We start from the raw sequence: 19736 nt of genomic DNA, 5'->3' as shown, positions 1-19736 counted from the left end.
ACGACGCCGAGCACCCGCCGCCGAACCGGGCCCCCACCCAATTCGAACGCCCCCATTACCACACTGTGCTCAGACCCTCGAATGTAGCGCACAGAGAGGACCCGTGCGCGCAACGTGTCAATTGGGGGTTCGCATCATGCCCACATCAGTGGCTGGAATCCATCCATCGGCGGGCCGTCGCAGCCACCCTTCCTCGGCGGAGATCTCGGCCGCAGCCCGCCGAAGAGCATCGAATCCCGGATGGACCAGCCCCTTTCGCCACACCAGTGACACAGGCGACAAGGGGACGGGGTCGATGAGGGGCCGCAGCACCGTCCCAGGCATGGCCGGAAAACCCACCACGGCGAGGATGGGGTTCCGCATCTTGGCCATGATCCGCTGGAACTCCTCGTCACCGACGGCCAGCGGTACGGGGGCCGCGATCCTGATCCCCCGCTGTTCGAACAGACGGTGCGCCAGGTCCGTCCACTCCGTCGTCCGCGGGTTCCCCGCACCCGCGTACACCGTCTCGCCCGCCAGCGCGGCCAGCGGTACCGCCTCCAGCGCCGCCAGCCGGTGGTCCTCGGGCAGTACGACGGCCATGGGTTCGTAGCGCACGGGCTGGTGGTCCAACTGGGCCCGCAGCGCGGGTTCCAGACCGGCGAACCGCCCGAACGACACGTCGAGCCGGCCCGCCACCATCTCGCCCGCCGCCCCCGCCAGGCCGCTCTCGTAGCGGGCCATCAGCTCCTGGTCGGGGGCGAGTTCGCGGGCTCGGTGCAGGACGCGGCGGGCGGTGGCCTGGTCGGGGAAGTTGAGGTCGACCAGCAGGGGACGGGCCTGCCCGAAGGCGGCCAGCAGGTCGTCCTGCGCCTGGAGCGCCCGGCGCGCCAGCGGCACCAGTCGCTCGCCGTCGCCGGTCAGCGTCACCTGCCGGGTGGACCGTACGAACAGCTCGGTGCCCAGTTCCCGTTCCAGCCGCCGCACATCCCGGCTGAGCGCCTGCTGGGCGACGTAGAGGCGGGCCGCGGCACGTGTGAAGTGCAGTTCCTCGGCGACGGCGAGGAAGGCTCGCAGGAGGCGGGGGTCGAGGTGACCGGGGGCGGGCATCCGGCGAACTTACAACGGAAGTGCGTGAATCGGTACGCAGAAGGTGTTGGACCCGTTGATCGCCCCCGCGCCACGGTTGACCCATGCCGCAGTCCAGCCCCCGCAAGGCACCGCTCTACACCGTCACCGCCGACGCTCTCGTCGCCGTCGGCTTCGCCGCCCGCCGCGGCGGCCGTCCGCCCGGCCCCTACCGCCGTCTCTTCGCCCGCCCCGGCACCCGCGCCTTCACCGCCGGGAACCTGGTGGCCCGCCTGCCGATGGGCATGTTCAGTGTGAGCGCGGTCGTGATGATCGCCGGGAGCCGGGGCTCGTACGCCCTCGCCGGCGCCGTCACCGCGACCGGCCTCGCCGCGACCGCGCTGGTCGCTCCCTGGATCGCCCGGCTCGTCGACCGGTACGGCCAGGCCCGGATCGCCGTACCCGCCACGCTGTTCGCGGCGCTCGGCTCGCTGGCGCTGCTGCTGTGCGTGCGCCACGGAACCCCGGACTGGACCCTGTTCGCCGCGTACGCCGCCACCGCGACGACCCCCAACACCGGCGGCATGTCCCGGGCCCGCTGGGCCCACCTGACGAAGGACGCTCCCGAGGCGCTGCACACCGCGAACTCCTTCGAACAGGCCGCGGACGAGCTGTGCTTCATGCTCGGCCCGGTGCTCGCGGCCTTCCTGTGCGGGGCCTTCTTCCCGGAGGCCGGGACGCTGGTCGGCGTGGTGCTGCTGGTGACCGGTGTGCTCGTCTTCGCCGCCCAGCGTTCGACGGAGCCGCCGCCGCACCGCCGCACCACGGCGCGCTCGCCGCTGCGCGCCGCCGGCATGCCCCCGCTGCTCGCCGTGTGCCTGGCCACGGGCGCGGTGTTCGGGGCGACGGAAGTCGTCACGATCGCGTTCGCGGACGCGCACGGGCACCGCGCGGCGGCGGGCGTGGTGCTGGCCCTCCAGGCGGGCGGTTCGTGCCTGGCGGGTCTGGCGTTCGGGGCGCTGAAGCCGTCCGGGCCGGCCGAGTGGCGCCACCCCTGGTGCCTCGCCGCGATGGCGGCGCTGCTGACGCTGCCGCTGCTCGCCGCGGCCCTGACCGGCTCGCTCCTGCTCCTGGCTGCCGCGCTGTTCGTCGCGGGGACGGCCACCGCCCCCACGATGATCACGACGATGGCCCTGGTGCAGGAGCGCACCCCCGAGGGCCGCCTCAACGAGGGCATGACGCTCGCCGTGACCGGCCTGCTCGGCGGCATCGCCTGCGGCAGCGCGACCGGCGGCTGGGTGGCCGAACACGCGGCACCGGCGGCCGGGTTCGGGGTACCGGTGACGGCGGCGGCCCTGGCCCTGCTGATCGCCCTGGCGCACCAGGCCCTCACCGAGTAATTCGCGCGCACCCCATTGACGCGCTCACAGCCGCCACCTACCTTCGCCCGTCGAAGCGCTTCGACGTCACGCATCGAATCGATTCGACGACCGTCGCGTGACGCCCCGATACCCATCCGACTCCCCTGGAGGCACTGGATGTTGACGGCACGAAGGCGTGTGGTGGCGAGCGCGGTGATCCTGGCCGGATCCCTGCTCCTGACCTCCTGCGGCGGCTCGGACGGCGGCTCCTCCGACGGCAAGACCCTGAAGTTGTGGCACTACGAGGGCCCGACCAGCGCGATGGGCGTCGCCTGGAACGAGGCCATCAAGGAGTTCGAGGCGACCCATCCGGGCGTGAAGGTCAAGTACGAGGAGAAGGGCTTCGAGCAGATCCAGAAGACGGCGCCCATGATCCTGAACTCCTCGGACGCGCCCGACCTCATGGAGTACAACAAGGGCAACGCGACCGCGGGCCAGCTCTCCAAGCAGGGCCTGCTGACCGATCTGACCGCCGAGGCGACCAAGCGTGGCTGGGACAAGAAGCTCAGCGCGGGCGTGGCCACGACCAGCATGTACGACACGAACGGGGTCATGGGCTCCGGCAAGTGGTACGGCGTGCCCAACTATGCCGAGTACACGATGGTCTACTACAACAAGGATCTCTTCAAGAAGTACGGGATCGCCGAGCCGAAGACGTTCGACGAACTGACCGCCGCCATGGACGCGTTCGCCAAGAAGGGCGTCACCCCGCTCGCCAACGCCGGCGCCGAGTACATAGCCCAGCAGTACCTCTACCAGCTCGCCCTCTCCAAGGCCGACCGCTCCTGGGTCGACAAGTACGAGCTGTACAAGGGCAAGACCGACTTCCACGACGCGGCCTGGACGTACGGCGCCACGACCTTCGCCGACTGGGTGAAGAAGGGCTACATCAGCAAGAAGTCCACCAGTACCAAGGCCGAGGACGCGGGCGTGTCCTGGATCCAGGGCAAGGCGCCGATCCTGTTCTCCGGCAGCTGGTGGTACGGCCGCTTCCAGTCGGAGGCCAAGTTCGACTGGGGCACCACCCTGTGGCCCGGCTCCGATCTGACCCCGGGCTCCGGCGGCAACCTCTGGGTGGTCCCCAAGAACGCCAAGAACAAGGAGCTCGCCTACGACTTCATCGACATCACCATGTCGAAGAAGATCCAGAACCTGCTCGGCAACAAGGGCGGCGTCCCGGTCGCCGCCGACGCGAGTGCCATCACGGACCCGAAGTCCAAGGAGCTCATCTCCAACTTCAACACGGTCAGCCAGAAGGACGGCCTGGCCTTCTACCCGGACTGGCCGGTCACCGGCTTCTACGACGTCCTCGTCTCCGAGACCCAGAAGCTGATCACGGGCAGTGAGAAACCGGACGCCTATCTCTCCGCCCTGCAGCAGGCGTACGACAAGGGCGCGCCGAAGCAATGACGGTCACCGTCGAACGGGGTGCGCGGGCCGTCGGCAAGCACCCGCACGCCGGCCCGCGCCGCCCCCGTACCCGCGATTCGTACGCCCTGTTCCTGCTCCCCGGCATCCTCGCCTTCACGGCGGTCATCGTCGTCCCGTTCCTGATGAACACAGGCGTGAGCTTCACCGAGTGGCAGGGCATCGGCAGCCCGAAGTGGAGCGGGCTCGCCAACTACCGCGAGCTGATGGACGACTCCGAGTTCTGGGCGTCCTTCCGGCACAGCCTGTTCATGGTCGTCGCCATGGCCGCCGTACCGACGATGATCGGTCTCGTCCTGGCCGCCGCCCTGTTCGACTACATCGGCAAGCACTTCGGGTCGAAGTGGGCCGCGGTGCTGCGCGCCTGCTTCTACCTCCCGCAGGTGCTGCCGATCGCGGTCGCCGGCATCGTCTGGAGCTGGATCCTCGCCCCGGACAACGGCTCCCTCAACGAGCTGCTGAAGGCCGTGGGGCTGGGCTCCTGGCAACAGGACTGGCTCGGCGACCCCGACATCGCGCTGTACAGCGTGATGGGCGTGATGGTGTGGGTCCAGATCGGCTTCCCGCTGGTCATCTTCATGGCCGGGCTGCAACGCGTCGACCCGCAGCTGTACGAGGCGGCCGAGCTGGACGGCGCCGGCTGGTGGCGCCGCTTCTGGCACATCACGCTGCCGCAGATCCGCCCGGAGATCTACGTCGTCCTGACCTGGTGCACGATCGCCGCGCTCAAGGTGTTCGGCGCGGTGTACGTGCTGACCAAGGGCGGCCCCGGCGGGGCGACGGACGTGCCCTCCTACTTCTCCTTCACCACGTTCTTCGAGAAGACCCAGGTCGGCTACGGCGCCGCGATCTCCACCATCCTCACCGTGATCATCCTGGCCCTCTCCCTGATCGGCCTGAAACTCCAGACCCGCGCCGAGGACGCCGAGGAAGGGGCACGGACATGACCACCGCACTACGCCGTTACCCGGTGCTGATCGCCCTGTGCATCGCGGCCCTCTTCATGGTCGTCCCGTTCCTGATCGTCGCGATCAACGCCGTCAAGTCACCGGCCGAGTACTCCGAACACGGCCCCCTCAGCCTCCCCCAGGGCCTCTATCTGGACGGTCTCAAGGACTTCTGGCAGCGGGTCGACTACGGCCAGAAGCTGTTTAACTCCGTGCTGATCAGCGGCTCGGTGGCGGTGCTCGCGGCGATCCTCTCGGTACTCAACGCGTACGCGATCGGCATCGGCCGGATCAAGGGCCGCACCTGGGTCCTGGCCTTCTTCGTCCTCGCGAACATGCTGCCGCAGGAGGCGCTGGTCTACCCCGTCTACTACCTGAGCAAGGAAGCCGGCCTGTACGACACCCGGCTGAGCGTGATCATCGTCTTCACGGTGATCCAGGCGGCCTTCGGCACGTATCTGCTCTCCTCCGTCCTGGGCCAGTTCCCCCGCGAGATCATCGAGGCGGCCCGCATCGACGGCGCGAACAAGTGGCAGGTCCTCTGGCGGATCGTCGTCCCGGTCAGCCGGCCGACGATCGGTGTCCTCCTGGTCTTCTTCTTCATCTGGACCTGGAACGAGTTCCTGCTCCCCCTGGTGATGCTGATCTCCAACGACAACCAGACCGTGTCGGTGGCCCTCGGCGTCCTCCAGGGCCAGCGCCTGATGGACGCCACGATGACCAACGCGGCGGCCCTGCTCGGCGTCCTGCCCGCGATCGTGTTCTTCCTCGTCTTCCAACGGACCCTCACCCGCGGCATCGCCGTCGGTGCTGTGAAGTAAGGACCCCCCACGTGAAGTTCACCGACGGCTACTGGCTGCTGCGCGAGGGCGTCACCGCGGCCCACCCGGTCGAGGTCCTCGATGTCACCGCCCCGGACGGCACGCTGGAGATCCACGCACCGACCCAGCCCATCCGCCACCGCGGCGACCTGCTGAAGGGACCGGTCGTGACGATCAGCGCGCACGCCCCGCTGCCCGACGTCATCGGCGTCACCTTCACCCACTTCGCGGGCGAGCAGCCGCGGGGGCCGGAGTTCGAGGTCCGGAAGGAGGAGTTGAGTACCCAGGTCTCCTACGACGACGAGCACGCGACCCTGACGTCGGGCGCGCTGTCGGTCAAGGTCGCCCGCACCGGCCCCTGGCACATCGACTTCCTCGCCCACGGCCGCACGCTCACCAGCAGCGGCCCCAAGGGCATGGGCATCATGCGGGACGCGACGGGGGCGCACTACCTCCGGGAACAGCTGGGACTGGGGGTGGGGACGAGCGTCTACGGCCTCGGTGAGCGCTTCGGGCCGCTCGTCAAGAACGGCCAGGTCGTCGACATCTGGAACGCCGACGGCGGCACGGCGACCGAGCAGGCCTACAAGAACGTCCCCTTCTATCTGACGGACGCGGGGTACGGCGTCTTCGTCGACCACCCGGGCAAGGTGTCCTTCGAGGTCGGCTCGGAGGCGGTGTCGAGGGTCCAGTTCAGCGTCGAGTCACAGCAGTTGACGTACTACGTCATCTACGGCCCGACCCCCAAGGACATCCTGCGCAAGTACACGGCCCTGACCGGGCGCCCGGCCCTGCCGCCCGCCTGGTCGTTCGGGCTGTGGCTGTCGACGTCGTTCACCACCTCCTACGACGAGAAGACGGTGACGTCGTTCATCGAGGGCATGCGGGAGCGCGAACTGCCGCTCTCCGTGTTCCACTTCGACTGCTTCTGGATGCGCGAGTTCAACTGGTGCGACTTCCAGTGGGATCCGCGGGTGTTCCCCGACCCGGAGGGCATGCTGGCCCGGCTGAAGGAGCGCGGGCTGCGCATCAGCGTCTGGATCAACCCGTACATCGCCCAGCGCTCGCCGTTGTTCGCGCAGGGCAAGGCGCTCGGGCATCTGCTGCGGCGGCCGGACGGCAGTGTGTGGCAGTGGGACCTGTGGCAGCCGGGGATGGCGCTGGTCGACTTCACCAGCCCGGCGGCCCGCGACTGGTACGCGGGCAAGCTGGAGGCGCTGCTCGCGCAGGGCGTCGACTGCTTCAAGACCGACTTCGGTGAGCGGGTGCCGGTCGACGTGGCCTGGTCCGACGGCTCCGATCCGGAGCGGATGCACAACTACTACCCGTACCTCTACAACCGGACCGTCTTCGACGTGCTGCGCAAACACCGCGGCGAGGGCGAGGCCGTCGTCTTCGCGCGGTCGGCGACGGCGGGCAGCCAACGGTTCCCGGTGCACTGGGGCGGCGACTGCGAGGCGACGTACGAGTCGATGGCGGAGTCGCTGCGCGGTGGGCTGTCGCTCGGGCTCTCCGGGTTCGGCTACTGGAGCCACGACATCGGCGGCTTCGAGGGGACGCCGACGCCCGCGCTGTTCAAGCGGTGGCTGGCCTTCGGACTGCTGTCCTCGCACAGCCGGCTGCACGGCAGCTCCTCCTACCGCGTGCCGTGGCTGTTCGACGACGAGTCGGTGGACGTGCTGCGGCTGTTCACCCGGCTGAAGCTGCGGCTCATGCCCTATCTGTACGGGGCCGCCCGCACCGCCCGCGCCGAGGGGACGCCGGTGATGCGGGCCATGGTCCTGGAGTTCCCGGACGACCCCGGGTGCGCGCACCTGGAACGGCAGTACATGCTCGGCCCCGATCTGCTGGTCGCGCCGGTGTTCAGCGACGAGGGGGACGTGGCGTACTACGTGCCCGAGGGCACCTGGACGCACTTCCTGACCGGGCGGACGGTGACCGGGCCGCGCTGGGTGCGCGAGAGACACGACTTCCTGAGCGTGCCCCTCCTGGTCAGGCCGGGCGCGGTGATCCCGGTCGGGGCGGTGGACGACCGGCCCGACTACGACCACGCCGACGGGGTCACCCTGCGGGCGTACGGCCTGGAGCGCGGCGCCCAGGTGACCGTGCCGGTCGGTGAGGTGACCTTCACCGTCGTACGGGAAGGGGACACGCTCCGGGCGTCCTGCAGCGACCCCTCGGCGCCGTGGGCGCTGGCGGTCGGGGAGCGGGTCGGGCGGGCGCCGGCCGGGACCGGGTTCCTGACCCTGGAGCTGGGCTGATGGTGAAGATCACTGATGTGGCGCGGCACGCCGGGGTCTCCCCGAGCACCGTGTCGTACGCGCTCAGCGGCAAGCGCCCGATCTCCGAGGAGACCCGGCAGCGCGTCGAAGCCGCCATCCGCGAGCTGGGCTACCGGCCGCACGCCGGCGCCCGCGCGCTGGCCAGCAGCAAGTCGAACGTACTGGCGTTGGTGGTGCCGCTGCGGGCCGGAATCCATGTGCCGGTGGTGATGCAGTTCGCGGTGTCGGTGGTGACCACGGCCCGGCGCTACGACCACGACGTGCTCCTGCTGACCCAGGAGGAGGGCGAGGAGGGGCTGCGCAGGGTCGCGGACACGGCACTGGTGGACGCTCTGATCGTCATGGACGTGCAACTCCAGGACCCCAGGATGCCGCTGCTGCGCTCTCTCGACCGGCCGTCCGTGATGATCGGGTTCCCCTCCGAACCAGCCGGGCTGACCTGCGTCGACCTGGACTTCAAGGCGGCCGGCGAGGCGTGCGTGGAGCATCTGGCCCGGCTCGGGCACCGGGTGGTGGCGCTGGTCGGGTCTCCGCCGGAGGTCTACGTACGCGGTACGGCGTTCGCGCAGCGCGTGGTCCAGGGGTTCACGGCCGCCGCCGACCGGGCCGGCCTCGCCTCCTCGGTCCATCCGTGCGAGTCCGCGCCCGGTGCCGCCCGCGCGGTCGCCGAGCGGCTGCTACGCGAACGGCCCGCGTTGACCGGTGTCGTCGTGCACAACGAACCCCTGCTGGAGCCGCTGATCGACGCGTTCGAGCAACTCGGGCTGCGCGTGCCGGCCGACCTGTCGGTGACCGCGATCTGCCCGGAGGAGACCGCCGCCGTCCTGCGCGTCCCCGTCACCTCGGTCGCCCTGCCCTCGGCGGAACTCGGTGAGCGGGCGGTGGAGCTGCTGATGCGCAAACTGGCCGGCACCGACGTACCGGAGGCGACCCTGCTGCCACCCCGCCTGACGGAACGCGCGAGCACCGCGCCGCGCGAGGCGCCCTGACACCACACGCGAAACGGCGTTGTTGATCTGCGGGCAGGAGCACACGGAAGGGCCCCACGCGGGAGAGATGTTGTTGGCGAACTCCGCCCGACGGCTCAGGGTTGCCTTGAACTCGTGCCGGTGGGCCCGGGGTGTGCCGTCGGCGAGCGTGACACATTCACGAAAAGTGTCACGCTGCGCGGACCTGTGGGTTGGGCGCGGAAGGTCGTCCTGCGTACGGCCAGGACGTCCCGCAAACAACGACCCGCGCACCGCTCCTGACCGTACGACGCCTGCGTGACCCTTCAGACGCGCTGAGGTGCACGGATCGAGGCACGCACCTGATCCGCCCGTTCACGCACCGCCACCGGCCGCATCGCAGTCGGCGTTCGGGACGCGCCGTCGCCCCTGCTGCCGCAGGCCCGACAGAGGCCTCCCGGCAGGGCTTCCGGGCGGCCGGGTACGCCGCAGTCGGTGCACTCCATGAGGATGCGAGGCGCGCGGGGGCCGTCGGCGACCTGCTCGGGCGGCATCTTGTCGACAAGCCTGCACCGGACGAAGGCGCGGGGCGAGTACACGTGCTCGGGGAGTGCGGCAACGAGGACCCGCGCCAGCTGATCGGGGGTGGCCCGCGCTCCAACCACTCGAGCTGCACGCTCATCCATGACCCGTACGACAAAGGCCCCGCCGCTCGAAAGCGACAGGGCCTCTGCTGTATGCGAAACATGGGATGAGTGGAGATGGCGGGAATCGAACCCGCGTCCAACGGTGCAAAATCAGGGCTTCTCCGTGTGCAGTTCGCTGCGATTTTCTCGGCCCCGGCGATCACGCGAACAAGTCGCCGACGGGCCCAGTCACTGTTTGATTTCCCATCCGACCCCGTGACCGGGCCAGATGGTTTAGTTCCCTAGATTATGCCAGGGTCCGGGTCGGGAACACCCCCGGGCTGACACCCATTAAGGGTCCTTCACTCACTGCTTATTAGGCAGCGAGGGCGAAGGACTGGGAATCGCTCTTAGAATTGGCGATTATTGGTTGCGACATATGGTTAACGAGATCATTGCCGCTTCCTCGACACGCTTCCCCTGCTTCAACATCCGCTGTCGAAACCGATCATCCCCATGTTGTTTTTTCAATCCCTCCGGAGAGGGCCCCTCCGGAGAGGGCGCGCACCCTCTGTGGGGTGCAGTCCCATCGTACGTGACCAACGCACGCCGATGCCACTGTATTCCCCGCCGCTACGCGCCCCGCTGCTTGCGCTTCGCCGCCGCGATCGCGCGGTCGCTCTCCCTGCGGTCCTGCTGCTCACGCAACGTCTGCCGCTTGTCGTACTCCTTCTTGCCGCGCGCGAGGGCGATCTCGGCCTTGGCCCGGCCGTCCTTGAAGTACAGCGCGAGGGGCACGATCGTGTGACCCGTCTCCTGGGACTTCGCCTCCAGCTTGTCGATCTCCTCGCGGTGCAGCAGCAGCTTGCGCTTGCGGCGCACGGAGTGGTTGGTCCACGTCCCCTGGCTGTACTCGGGGATGTGGGCGTTGTGCAGCCACGCCTCGTGCCCGTCGATCTGGACGAAGCCGTCGACGAGCGAGGCCCGACCCTGCCGCAGCGACTTCACCTCGGTGCCGGACAGGACGAGGCCCGCCTCGTAGGTGTCGATGATCGCGTAGTCGTGGCGCGCCTTCTTGTTCTGCGCGACGATCTTGCGCTTGCCGCCCTTCTCGCCGTCCCTGGACTTGGCGGCCGTCCCCTGCTGCTTCTGCTGGGACTCTTTCGGTACGTACATTCCCTTGGACATAGTGCTTGCATTTTCGCACTACAGGGGGGTCGGAGGGAAAGCCGATTCCCCTGGGATCACGACAGGGATCGCGAGGTGTCGCCCAGGCCGCTCAGCACGGTCTCCGCCCGCGCCAGCGCCGCGTCGTCGGCCGCACCGTCCGCCGTGCCGTCCGCCGTGTCGTCGGCCGTGTCGTCGGCCTCGAGGTCGGGCGTGATCCCCGTCCCGTCGACGCCGCGGCCCGACGGAGTGCGGTAGTGCCCGACGGTCAGCTCGGCGACGGAGCCGTCGGGCAGCCTGCTCGGCATCTGGACCGAGCCCTTGCCGAAGGTCCTGGAGCCCACCACGACCGCACGGCCCCGGTCCTTGAGGGCGCCGGTGAGAAGCTCGGCCGCGCTCATCGTGCCGCCGTCGACGAGCGCGACCAACGGTCTGGTGGTGTCACCGCCGGAATCGGCGTGCAGGGCCCGCTGGGCGCCGTCCACGTCGTATGTGGCCACGAGGCCGCCGTCGAGAAAGGCGGACGCGGCGGTGACGGCCTCAGTGACGAGACCGCCGGAGTTGCCACGCAGGTCGAGGATGATCCCGGCGCCGGCCGGGGCAAGCCGTACGGCGGTGCGTACGTCGTCGCCGACGCCCTTGGTGAACGCGGCGACCCTGATGACGGTGACGCCGTCGGCGAGCTTCTCGACGGCCACGGAATCGGTGGACAGCGTGGCCCGGTGCAGGGTCCGGGTCCACACGCGCGTGCCGCGCTCCAGACCGAGGGTGACCGCGGTGCCGGCGGCCGCGTCGGTGGCATCCCCGCGCAGTAAGGAGACGACCTCGGTGACGGGCCGCCCGTCGACCTTCACGCCGTCGACGCTGCGCAGCCGGTCGCCCTTACGGATCCCGGCGGCGGCCGCGGGCGACCCGGCGGCCACCTTGGTCACCTCGATACGGCCGTCGCGCTCGCGCCGCGCCCACAGACCGACGCCGGTGTACTGGCCGTCGAGGGCCTCCTCGAACTCCTCGTACTCCCCCTGCGAGTACACCGCGCCCCAGCGGTCCCCGCTGCGGCTGACGGCGCGTTCGGCGGCCTCCGTGGGGGACTTGCCGTCGGCCATCGCCTCCGCGGCGGCCCTGGCGATGTCCTCGTGGTGGCCGGCGGGGGCGGCCGGGTCGGCTGAACGGGCCGCTCCCGAGGCGGCCTTCCGGTCGAGGTCGGGGAAGGAGCCCGTCGCCGCACCGGCGACGAGCAGGCTCGCGAACACCAATGTCAGGGCGGCCCCGCGGCCTGCGCGGCGGGGCTGACAGAACGGGTCACGACCTGACATGGCGGCGAGTCTAGGACAACGCGAAGGGCCGTACGGGCGGTTGCCCGTACGGCCCTTTTGGCGTGCGTCACACCTTCAAGTACTTGCGCAGCGCGAAGAACGCGGCCAGCGCGGGCATCAGCAGGCTCGTCGCGAGGATCAGCGGCAGCTTCGTCAGGACCGCGTCCCAGCCGATGAAGTTGATCAGGTTCAGCTTCTGCGACAGGGCCAGACCATGATCGATGATCAAGTACCGCGCGACCACCAGGAATCCGCAGGCGACGCCGCCTCCGATGAGCCCGGCGACAGCCGCCTCCATGATGAACGGCGCCTGGATGTAGAAGCCGGAGGCGCCGACGAGCCGCATGATCCCGGTCTCACGCCGACGGCTGAACGCCGAGACACGCACGGTGTTGACGATCAGCATCAGCGCGACGACGAGCATCAGCGCCATCACGGCCCGCGCGGCCCAGTTCATACCGTTGAGCAGTCCGAACAGGTTGTCCAGGATGCCCTTTTGGTCCTGCACGGACTGCACGCCGTCGCGCCCGTCGAAGGCGGTCGCGATGACCTGGTACTTCTCCGGGTCCTTCAGCTTGATCCGGTACGACTCCTGCATCTGGTCCGGCGTGAGGGAGCTGGCCAGCGGGGAGTCGCCGAACTGCTCCTTGTAGTGCTTGTACGCCTCGTCCTGCGACTCGTAGGTGACCTTCTGCACGACCGAGGTCATCTTGTCCAGGTCGGCGAGGATCTGCTTCTTCTGGTCCGAGGTGACCGCGCCCTTGGCGCAGTTGGGGTCGGACTCGGCGTCGCTCTTGTTGCAGAGGAAGACCGAGACGTTGACCTTGTCGTACCAGTAGCCCTTCATGGTGCTCACCTGGTCGCTCATGAGGAGCGACCCGCCGAACAGGGCGAGCGACAGGGCGACGGAGACGACGACCGCGAAGGTCATCGTCAGATTGCGGCGGAGACCGACACCGATCTCCGACAGAACGAACTGGGCGCGCATGGCGTCTGGTTGGGCCTTTCGGGGTGGACGGTGCGGTCAGTGCTGGTAGCCGTAGACGCCGCGCGCCTGGTCGCGGACGAGGCGGCCCTTCTCCAGCTCGATGACGCGCTTGCGCATCTGGTCCACGATGTTCTGGTCGTGCGTGGCCATCACCACGGTGGTGCCCGTCCGGTTGATCCGGTCGAGCAGCTTCATGATGCCGACGGAGGTCTGCGGGTCGAGGTTGCCGGTGGGCTCGTCGGCGATCAGCAGCTTGGGCCGGTTGACGAAGGCCCGCGCGATGGCGACGCGCTGCTGCTCACCACCGGACAGCTCGCCCGGCATCCGCTCCTCCTTGCCGCCGAGCCCGACCAGGTCGAGCACCTGGGGCACGGACTTGCGGATCTCGCCACGCGACTTGCCGATGACCTCCTGCGCGAAGGCCACGTTCTCGGCGACCGTCTTGTTGGGCAGCAGACGGAAGTCCTGGAAGACGGTCCCCAACTGGCGGCGCATCTGCGGCACCTTCCAGTTGGACAGACGCGCGAGGTCCTTGCCCAGGACGTGCACCTGACCGTGGCTGCACCGCTCCTCGCGGAGGACCAGCCGCAGGAAGGTGGACTTTCCGGAGCCGGAGGACCCCACGAGGAAGACGAACTCGCCCTTCTCCACCTCGAGGGAGACATCCCTGAGTGCGGGGCGGGTCTGCTTGGGGTAGACCTTGGAGACGTTGTCGAATCGGATCACGGATGCACCACGGGTCGCCGGGGGTAGATGAGCGTGACCATACGCGACCCGGGTACGCAAGCGCAGGTGCCGGTCACGGTTGCGTGAGGGTTGTACGGTTTTGTGCGGGGCTTTCCGTGGGGATGACGTCGGGGAAGACTGAAGGCTGTCCGGCGTAGCGTCGGGGCAGGACTAGGCGAGCCGCGCTGAAATCCGCCGAACCTGGCACAGTGGAAGGGGAACGTTCTCGTTTCCGAAAGCGTTGTATCTGTGGAACCGGCGCAAGGAGGGCGAGCGCATGACGTACGACCGGCTGGTGTGCGCGAACTGCGCGGCGCCCGTGAGCGAGGGCCGATGCCCCGTGTGCCGCGCGAACCGCGAGCGGCTGCAGCAGGAGAACTTTCTCGCGAACCTGAACCCGATGACGCTGATCGCCCTGCTCGCGGTGCTGATCGCGGCGGTGGCCCTGCTGGCGCACCAGACCGCGTAACGGCGTCGACGTAACGAACTCGCGGTGAAGAACCCGCGGTAAAGAACTCGCGTGAAGGGCCCGGAGCGATGGCTTCGCTCCGGGCCCTTTCACATGCACGCGTGCACACGTTCCGTACGCAGGCGGCTACCGTCAGGCAGCCGCACCGCCGCGGCCGCTCACGAGGCGCGGCAGCACGCGGAAGCCGACGCCACCGGCGATCATCGTGGCGGCACCGACCAGCAGGAACGCGGTCTGCCCGGCACCGGTCTCGGCGAGCTGGTCACCGCTGCCCTGGGCCGAGGTGTTGGACGACGACTCCGAGGTGTCAGTGAGGGCGGAGGAGCCCTCCTCCTGGGCGGAGTTGTCGTTGCCACTGCTGTCGGTGTCGGTGTTGTCGTTGCCGCCGGTGCCGTTGTTGCCGCCGGAGGTGCTGTTGTCGTTGCCACCGGTGCCGTTGTTGCCGCCGGAGGTGCTGTTGTCGTTGCCACCGGTGCCGTTGTCACCACCGGAGGTGCTGTTGTCGCCGCCCGTGGTGCTGTCGTCGCCGCCGGTCGTGCTGTCGTCGCCGCCCGTGGTGCTGTTGTCACCGCCGGTCGTGCTGTCGTCGCCGCCGGTCGTGCTGTCGTCGCCGCCGGAGGTGCTGTTGTCGCCACCCGTGGTGCTGTCGTCGCCACCGGTCGTGCTGTCGTCGCCGCCCGTGGTGCTGTTGTCACCACCGGTCGTGCTGTCGGTGCACGAAGGGTCGGTGGGGAACACGTCGCAGAGGTCACCGCCGCCGCCGTCACTGTTGCCGCCGTCACTGTTGCCGCCGTCGTCGTCACCGACGGACGCCGAAATGCCGACGCCGAAGTCGAGGGCCGAGGCGGCGCCCGCCGCCGTCAGCGAGGCACCGGCGGCGATCACGGCGCCGGCAGCTATCCGCGCGACGCGGATGCGCGTCTTCTTGGTCATATGGTTGCTACCCCCAGTAGCCGATCGTCAGTGAGAGCCGCGTTCGGGGCGGTGATCGACGGGGACAGCTGAGATATATGGCGCCCCCGGTTCACATGCGCCCCATAGATACGCATGCCGCGCTTTACCCTTCCCATTTTTCAAAGCAACGTCAAGGCCGTTGCGTGCACGATGTCCGCGTACGGGGCCTTTGCCTGATGATGAAGGTGTGAGTGTGATGTAAAGCCCAGACATCCGGGGACGCAAAAGGCAACTGCCGCCCACTGGACGGCAGTTGCCTTGTCGACAAATCAGCTGCTGGTTACTTCTCCTGCTGCTTGCGCCAGCGAATTCCGGCTTCGAGGAAGCCATCGATCTCACCGTTGAACACGGACTCGGGGTTGCCGACTTCGTGCTCGGTGCGCAGGTCCTTGACCATCTGGTAGGGGTGCAGCACGTACGAACGCATCTGGTTGCCCCAGGAGTTGCCGCCGTCGCCCTTGAGGGCGTTCATCTTCGCCTGCTCCTCCTGGCGGCGCCGCTCGAGCAGCTTGGCCTGGAGGACGTTCATGGCGGTGGCCTTGTTCTGGATCTGCGAGCGCTCGTTCTGGCAGGAGACGACGATGCCGGTGGGGAGGTGGGTGAGCCGGACCGCGGAGTCGGTCGTGTTGACTCCCTGGCCGCCGGGTCCGGAGGACCGGTACACATCCACGCGCAGCTCGGACTCGTCGATCTCGATGTGATCGGTCTGCTCGACGACGGGCAGCACCTCCACACCCGCGAAGGAGGTCTGGCGGCGCCCCTGGTTGTCGAAGGGGGAGATGCGCACGAGGCGGTGCGTGCCCTGCTCGACCGAGAGGGTGCCGTAGGCGTACGGAACCTGCACGGCGAAGGTGGTCGACTTGATGCCGGCCTCCTCCGCGTACGAGGTCTCGTAGATCTCGGTCTTGTAGCCCTTCTGCTCCGCCCACCGCAGATACATCCGCTGCAGCTTCTCGGCGAAGTCGGCGGCGTCGACGCCACCGGCTTCGGCGCGGATGTTGACGAGCGCTTCGCGGGCGTCGTACTCGCCGGAGAGGAGCGTCCGGACCTCCATCTCGTCCAGCGCCTTCCTGACGGCGGCGAGCTCGGACTCGGCCTCGGCACGGGTGTCCGGGTCGTCCTCCTCCTCAGCCATCTCGAAGAGCACGGAGAGATCGTCGATCCGCCCGCGCAGCGCCTCCGCCTTCCTGACCTCGGCCTGGAGGTGGGAGAGCTTGCTGGTGATCTTCTGCGCCTCGTCCGGGTTGTCCCACAGTGACGGCGCGGCCGCCTGCTCCTCGAGCACGGCGACATCTGCCCTCAGCTTGTCGAGGTCCAGAACGGCCTCGATCGACTCCATGGTCGAGGAGAGGGACTTGAGCTCTTCGGATACATCGACGACTGCCACGCCTCCAGCGTAACGGCTCCGCCAAGCGGCAAGCGCCGGGGCGACGGGGCCGGCGTCCGGCAGGGAGAGGGGCAGCTGGGCGAGTGGCCGAGTGAGGAGGTGAGCGAGTGGGCGAGGTCACGGCGATTGCGGCGCCGAGTGCTTCGTGTCCTGCGGCGTCGCCCCGGCGTCATCCCCCGCCGTCGCCCACCACGTCCCGGCCCCCACCGCGGCCACCAGCACCACCGCGGCCACCCCCAACGTCACCCGACGCCTGCGCGCCGACGCCCGATGCCGCGCGGACCCGGGCCGCGGCGCCCCCGCGGCCCGCGGCGCCCGCGCCGTCCCCCGAGCCCCACCCGCGAGCTCGTCCGGCCCCGGCACCCTCATCGACGTATGCGTGTCCCGGTTGGAGTCCGGCTTGGCGCCGGGCACCAGTGGCACAGCTCCCCGCCGCCGTACCCCCGGCTCGCCCCCGGGCGCGGCCGTCTCCTCGGCCTCGGCCGCCGCGTCCTCCCCCGGCTCCATGTCCGGTTCGTCCACGTCCAGCGGCGGCATCCCCGCCAGCGTCGGCAACTGCTCCCGCAGCCGCGCCGCCAGCTCCGACGCCCGCAGCCGCGACGCCGGCGCCTTCGCCAGGCACTGCACGAGCAGCTGCCACAGCTCCTCGGGGATCCCCGGCAGCGGCACCACCGTCTCCGTCACATGCCGCCGCAGTACGGCGCCCGGGTGCCCGCCCCCGAAGGGCGTGAACCCGGCCAGCAGCTCGTAGAGCACGGTCGCGAGCGCGTAGATGTCCACCGCCGCCCGCGGCGGCAGCCCCTCCACGATCTCCGGCGCCAGATAGTCCGGCGTCCCGATGATCTTCGTGGCGCGCGTCCGCTTCGGCGAGTCGATCAGCTTCGCGACCCCGAAGTCCGTCAGCAGCGCCGGATGGGCGCCGCCCGGCCCCAGCGGGCCCTGCATGTCCAGCAGTACGTTCTCCGGCTTGACGTCCCGGTGCACGACCCCGGCCGCATGCGCCGCCGCCAGGCCCTCCGCGACGTCCGCCACGATCGCCACCGCCGCCTCGGGCGCGAGCCGCCGCTCCCGGTCCAGGCGGGTGCGTAGATCCGTACCGCGGACGAGGTCCATGACCAGCGCCAGATCGTTCCCGTCGACGACGAGGTCCCGCACGGACACCACATGCGGATGCTCGAGCCCCAGCAGCGCCGTGCGCTCCTGCACGAAGCGGCCCACGAGTTCCTCGTCGGACGCGAGGTCCTCGCGCAGCAGCTTGATGGCGACGGGCCCCTCGGGGCCCTCGCCCAGCCACACCGTGCCGGCGCTGCCACGCCCCAGGATCTGGTGGGCGGTGTACCGGCTGCCGATCTTCCGTGCCAAGACTGCTCCTACAGACGCGTGTTGTCGCTAAAACTACGCGTCCGACAAGCCAACCTTCACCGCGGAGGCGGAAATCACCCGCCAGGTGTCGACAAATCTCCAGACAAGCGATCGGGCGAGGCTCGCCCCCGGCGTCAGTTGCCGTCGCCGTTCGACGATCCGGCGCCGCCCAGATCCCCTACCCAGCCCGACACCTGGTCGTACCAGTGGTTGATCTCCCCCCAGAAACTCCTGGTCGTGCCGATCCAGTCCTGCAGCGGGCTCAGCTCCCAGATCAGCCACCCGGCGACGAACAGGATGACGATCGTGAACAGGCACCCCTTCAGGCACCCCAGACCCGGGATCTTCATCGGGTTGGCACTGCGCTGCCGGGGCTCCCGAGGCTCCCGCACGGGCCGCTGAGGCTGCTGGGGCTGGTGGGGCTGCTGGGACGGTGCGTACTGCTGCGGCTGCCGCGGCTGCTGTTGCGGCTGCTGATACCCGTAGCCCTGCTGGTACCCCTGCTGAGCGCGCTGCGGCGGCCGCTGCTGCTGCTGCGCCGGCCGCGGTGCGGGCTGCTGCTGTTGCTGCGGCCGGGCGACCTGCCGCTGCGGGCGGCGGCGCAGCGGGTCCTCGCCGGGGTCGAGGTACTGGACCTGCGTCTGCTCGTTGCGGTCGCGGGCGGCCCTCAGCTGTGACTGCCACGGATGTGGCTCCGCCGGGTTCCCCGGGTGCTGTCCAGGATTGTGGGGCGGCACCGGCGGCATGACGGCGGTCGGATCCGCCGCACCGGTGTTCGGCAGTACGGCGGTGGGGTCGGCGGCGCCCACCGGTCCCCCGGTGTGCGGCAGGACGCTGGTCGCGCCGTTCGGGTCGTAAGCCCCGGGGGCCTGGCCCGTGGGCAGCACCTGCGTCGGGTCGGCGGACCCGGGCACCGCGGCGGGCCGCGGATCGGGCGCCAGCAGGGCCCCTACGGCCTCCGCGGCGGCGATCTGCGCGGAGTTCGCGTGCACGCCGATGCCCTCGGCGACGACCCGCAGACCGCGCGCGAGGTTCTCGGCGCTGGGCCGTTCGTCCGGGTTCTTGCGCAGACAGCGCTCTATGACCGTCCACAGCGGGTCCGGAACGGTGGACGGCCGACGGGGCTCGGCGCTCAGGTGCTGGTGCAGCACCTCCAGCGCGGACCCGCCGGAGAACGGCGGACGCCCCGTGATCAGCTCGTACAGCAGGATTCCGGCGCCGTAGATGTCGACGGCGGACGTCTGCGGACGGCCCTCCGCGGACTCGGGAGCGACGTAAGCGGGCGTGCCGACGAACTCATGGGTCCGGGTGAGGCCGGGCGAGTCGGCGAGGCGCGCGATGCCGAAGTCGGTCAGCATCGGGTGCATCTGGCCGCCGTTCTGCTGAAGCAGGACGTTCGCCGGCTTCAGGTCGCGGTGCACTACGCCGTCGGAGTGGCTGGCGGCGAGCGCGTCGGCGATCTGGGCGGTGAGCAAGGCGGCGGCGACGGGCGTGAAGGGCCCGTTCTCGCGCAGGTAGCGGTGCAGGTCGGGACCGTCGACGAGGTCCATGACCAGCGCCAGCAGATCGCCCTCGACCACCAGGTCGCGAACCCGGACGATGTTCGGGTGGGTCAGACGGAGCAGGACGGAGCGCTCCCGCAGGAACCGCATCACGATGTCCGCGTCGTTCGCGAGCTCCTCCTTGAGGACCTTGATCGCGACGGTCTCGCCGGGCTGGCCGGGCACGGCCGCCTCGGCGCCCGCGGTCTCGCGCTGGCGGGCTCGCCAGACGGTGCCCGTGGCGCCGCGTCCGAGCGGCTCCTCGAGCAGGTACTTGCTGCCTACCGGCCGCACGTCATGCGCTCCC

The 19736-nt window shown here is 69.6% G+C and carries 16 protein-coding genes and 1 other RNA gene; 7 read left to right on the top strand and 10 right to left on the bottom strand.

Features of this window, described 5'->3' with window-relative positions:
- Positions 1–117: 117 nt before the first annotated feature.
- Positions 118–1089 carry a LysR family transcriptional regulator gene (locus ABT114_RS42660; protein ID WP_351150366.1) on the bottom strand — a complete coding sequence of 324 codons (972 nt, stop codon included), beginning with the start codon at positions 1087–1089 and terminating at the stop codon, positions 118–120.
- Positions 1090–1172: 83 nt separating this feature from the next.
- On the opposite strand from ABT114_RS42660, the gene ABT114_RS42655 reads away from it, so the two are divergent.
- The 6 genes from ABT114_RS42655 to ABT114_RS42630 all read left to right on the top strand — a co-directional run bounded on the left by ABT114_RS42655 (position 1173) and on the right by ABT114_RS42630 (position 8935).
- Complete coding sequence (locus ABT114_RS42655) at positions 1173–2447, top strand: MFS transporter (RefSeq protein WP_351150364.1); 1275 nt, start codon at positions 1173–1175, stop codon at positions 2445–2447.
- A 138-nt stretch (positions 2448–2585) separates the two neighbouring features.
- On the top strand, positions 2586–3878 hold the full coding sequence (locus ABT114_RS42650) for an ABC transporter substrate-binding protein (protein WP_351150361.1): 1293 nt from the start codon (positions 2586–2588) through the stop codon (positions 3876–3878).
- A complete protein-coding gene (locus ABT114_RS42645; protein WP_351150358.1) occupies positions 3875–4843 on the top strand; it encodes a carbohydrate ABC transporter permease in 969 nt (322 codons plus the stop codon). Before ABT114_RS42650 ends, ABT114_RS42645 begins: the two co-directional genes overlap by 4 nt.
- Entirely contained in the window at positions 4840–5664 is an 825-nt protein-coding gene (locus ABT114_RS42640) for a carbohydrate ABC transporter permease (protein WP_351150355.1), read from the top strand. The genes ABT114_RS42645 and ABT114_RS42640 overlap by 4 nt, the downstream gene beginning before the upstream one ends.
- A gap of 11 nt (positions 5665–5675) precedes the next feature.
- Positions 5676–7925, top strand: a complete 2250-nt coding sequence (yicI, locus tag ABT114_RS42635) for an alpha-xylosidase (RefSeq protein ID WP_351150352.1) — start codon at positions 5676–5678, stop codon at positions 7923–7925.
- Positions 7925–8935, top strand: coding sequence for a LacI family DNA-binding transcriptional regulator (locus ABT114_RS42630; protein ID WP_351150349.1), 1011 nt, complete (start codon positions 7925–7927; stop codon positions 8933–8935). Before yicI ends, ABT114_RS42630 begins: the two co-directional genes overlap by 1 nt.
- A 711-nt stretch (positions 8936–9646) precedes the next feature.
- Here the strand turns inward: ABT114_RS42630 and ssrA are convergent.
- From ssrA to ftsE, 5 genes are all read right to left on the bottom strand, one after another.
- Positions 9647–10035: a transfer-messenger RNA gene (gene ssrA, locus ABT114_RS42625) on the bottom strand.
- A 117-nt stretch (positions 10036–10152) separates the two neighbouring features.
- Positions 10153–10695: an SsrA-binding protein SmpB gene (gene smpB, locus ABT114_RS42620; protein ID WP_351150346.1), complete on the bottom strand. Its 543-nt coding sequence runs from the start codon at positions 10693–10695 to the stop codon at positions 10153–10155.
- Between the two features lie 68 nt (positions 10696–10763).
- A complete protein-coding gene (locus ABT114_RS42615; protein WP_351150344.1) occupies positions 10764–12002 on the bottom strand; it encodes a S41 family peptidase in 1239 nt (412 codons plus the stop codon).
- Between the two features lie 67 nt (positions 12003–12069).
- Complete coding sequence (gene ftsX / locus ABT114_RS42610) at positions 12070–12990, bottom strand: permease-like cell division protein FtsX (RefSeq protein WP_351150342.1); 921 nt, start codon at positions 12988–12990, stop codon at positions 12070–12072.
- A 36-nt stretch (positions 12991–13026) separates the two neighbouring features.
- The gene (ftsE, locus tag ABT114_RS42605; protein ID WP_130436517.1) at positions 13027–13716 is read right to left on the bottom strand and encodes a cell division ATP-binding protein FtsE; all 690 of its coding nucleotides are present in this window, start codon (positions 13714–13716) and stop codon (positions 13027–13029) included.
- 277 nt (positions 13717–13993) lie between these two features.
- Between ftsE and ABT114_RS42600 the strand changes: the two genes are divergently transcribed.
- Positions 13994–14185 carry a hypothetical protein gene (locus ABT114_RS42600; RefSeq protein WP_351150339.1) on the top strand — a complete coding sequence of 64 codons (192 nt, stop codon included), beginning with the start codon at positions 13994–13996 and terminating at the stop codon, positions 14183–14185.
- 132 nt (positions 14186–14317) lie between these two features.
- Here ABT114_RS42600 and ABT114_RS42595 read toward each other — a convergent pair whose 3' ends face one another.
- The 4 genes from ABT114_RS42595 to ABT114_RS42580 form a co-directional block, all read right to left on the bottom strand.
- The gene (locus ABT114_RS42595; RefSeq protein WP_351150336.1) at positions 14318–15118 is read right to left on the bottom strand and encodes a hypothetical protein; all 801 of its coding nucleotides are present in this window, start codon (positions 15116–15118) and stop codon (positions 14318–14320) included.
- Positions 15119–15419: 301 nt separating this feature from the next.
- Entirely contained in the window at positions 15420–16526 is a 1107-nt protein-coding gene (prfB, locus tag ABT114_RS42590; RefSeq protein WP_351150334.1) for a peptide chain release factor 2, read from the bottom strand.
- Positions 16527–16643: 117 nt separating this feature from the next.
- Complete coding sequence (locus tag ABT114_RS42585) at positions 16644–17888, bottom strand: serine/threonine-protein kinase (protein WP_351150331.1); 1245 nt, start codon at positions 17886–17888, stop codon at positions 16644–16646.
- Between the two features lie 134 nt (positions 17889–18022).
- Positions 18023–19723 carry a serine/threonine-protein kinase gene (locus tag ABT114_RS42580; RefSeq protein ID WP_351150327.1) on the bottom strand — a complete coding sequence of 567 codons (1701 nt, stop codon included), beginning with the start codon at positions 19721–19723 and terminating at the stop codon, positions 18023–18025.
- Positions 19724–19736: the final 13 nt, after the last annotated feature.

Origin of the sequence: Streptomyces sp. NPDC002088, from assembly GCF_040296605.1 — a bacterium.
GTDB lineage: Bacteria > Actinomycetota > Actinomycetes > Streptomycetales > Streptomycetaceae > Streptomyces.
Note: the sequence above shows the minus strand (reverse complement) of the source record. Positions and strands in the feature narration are given on the sequence as shown.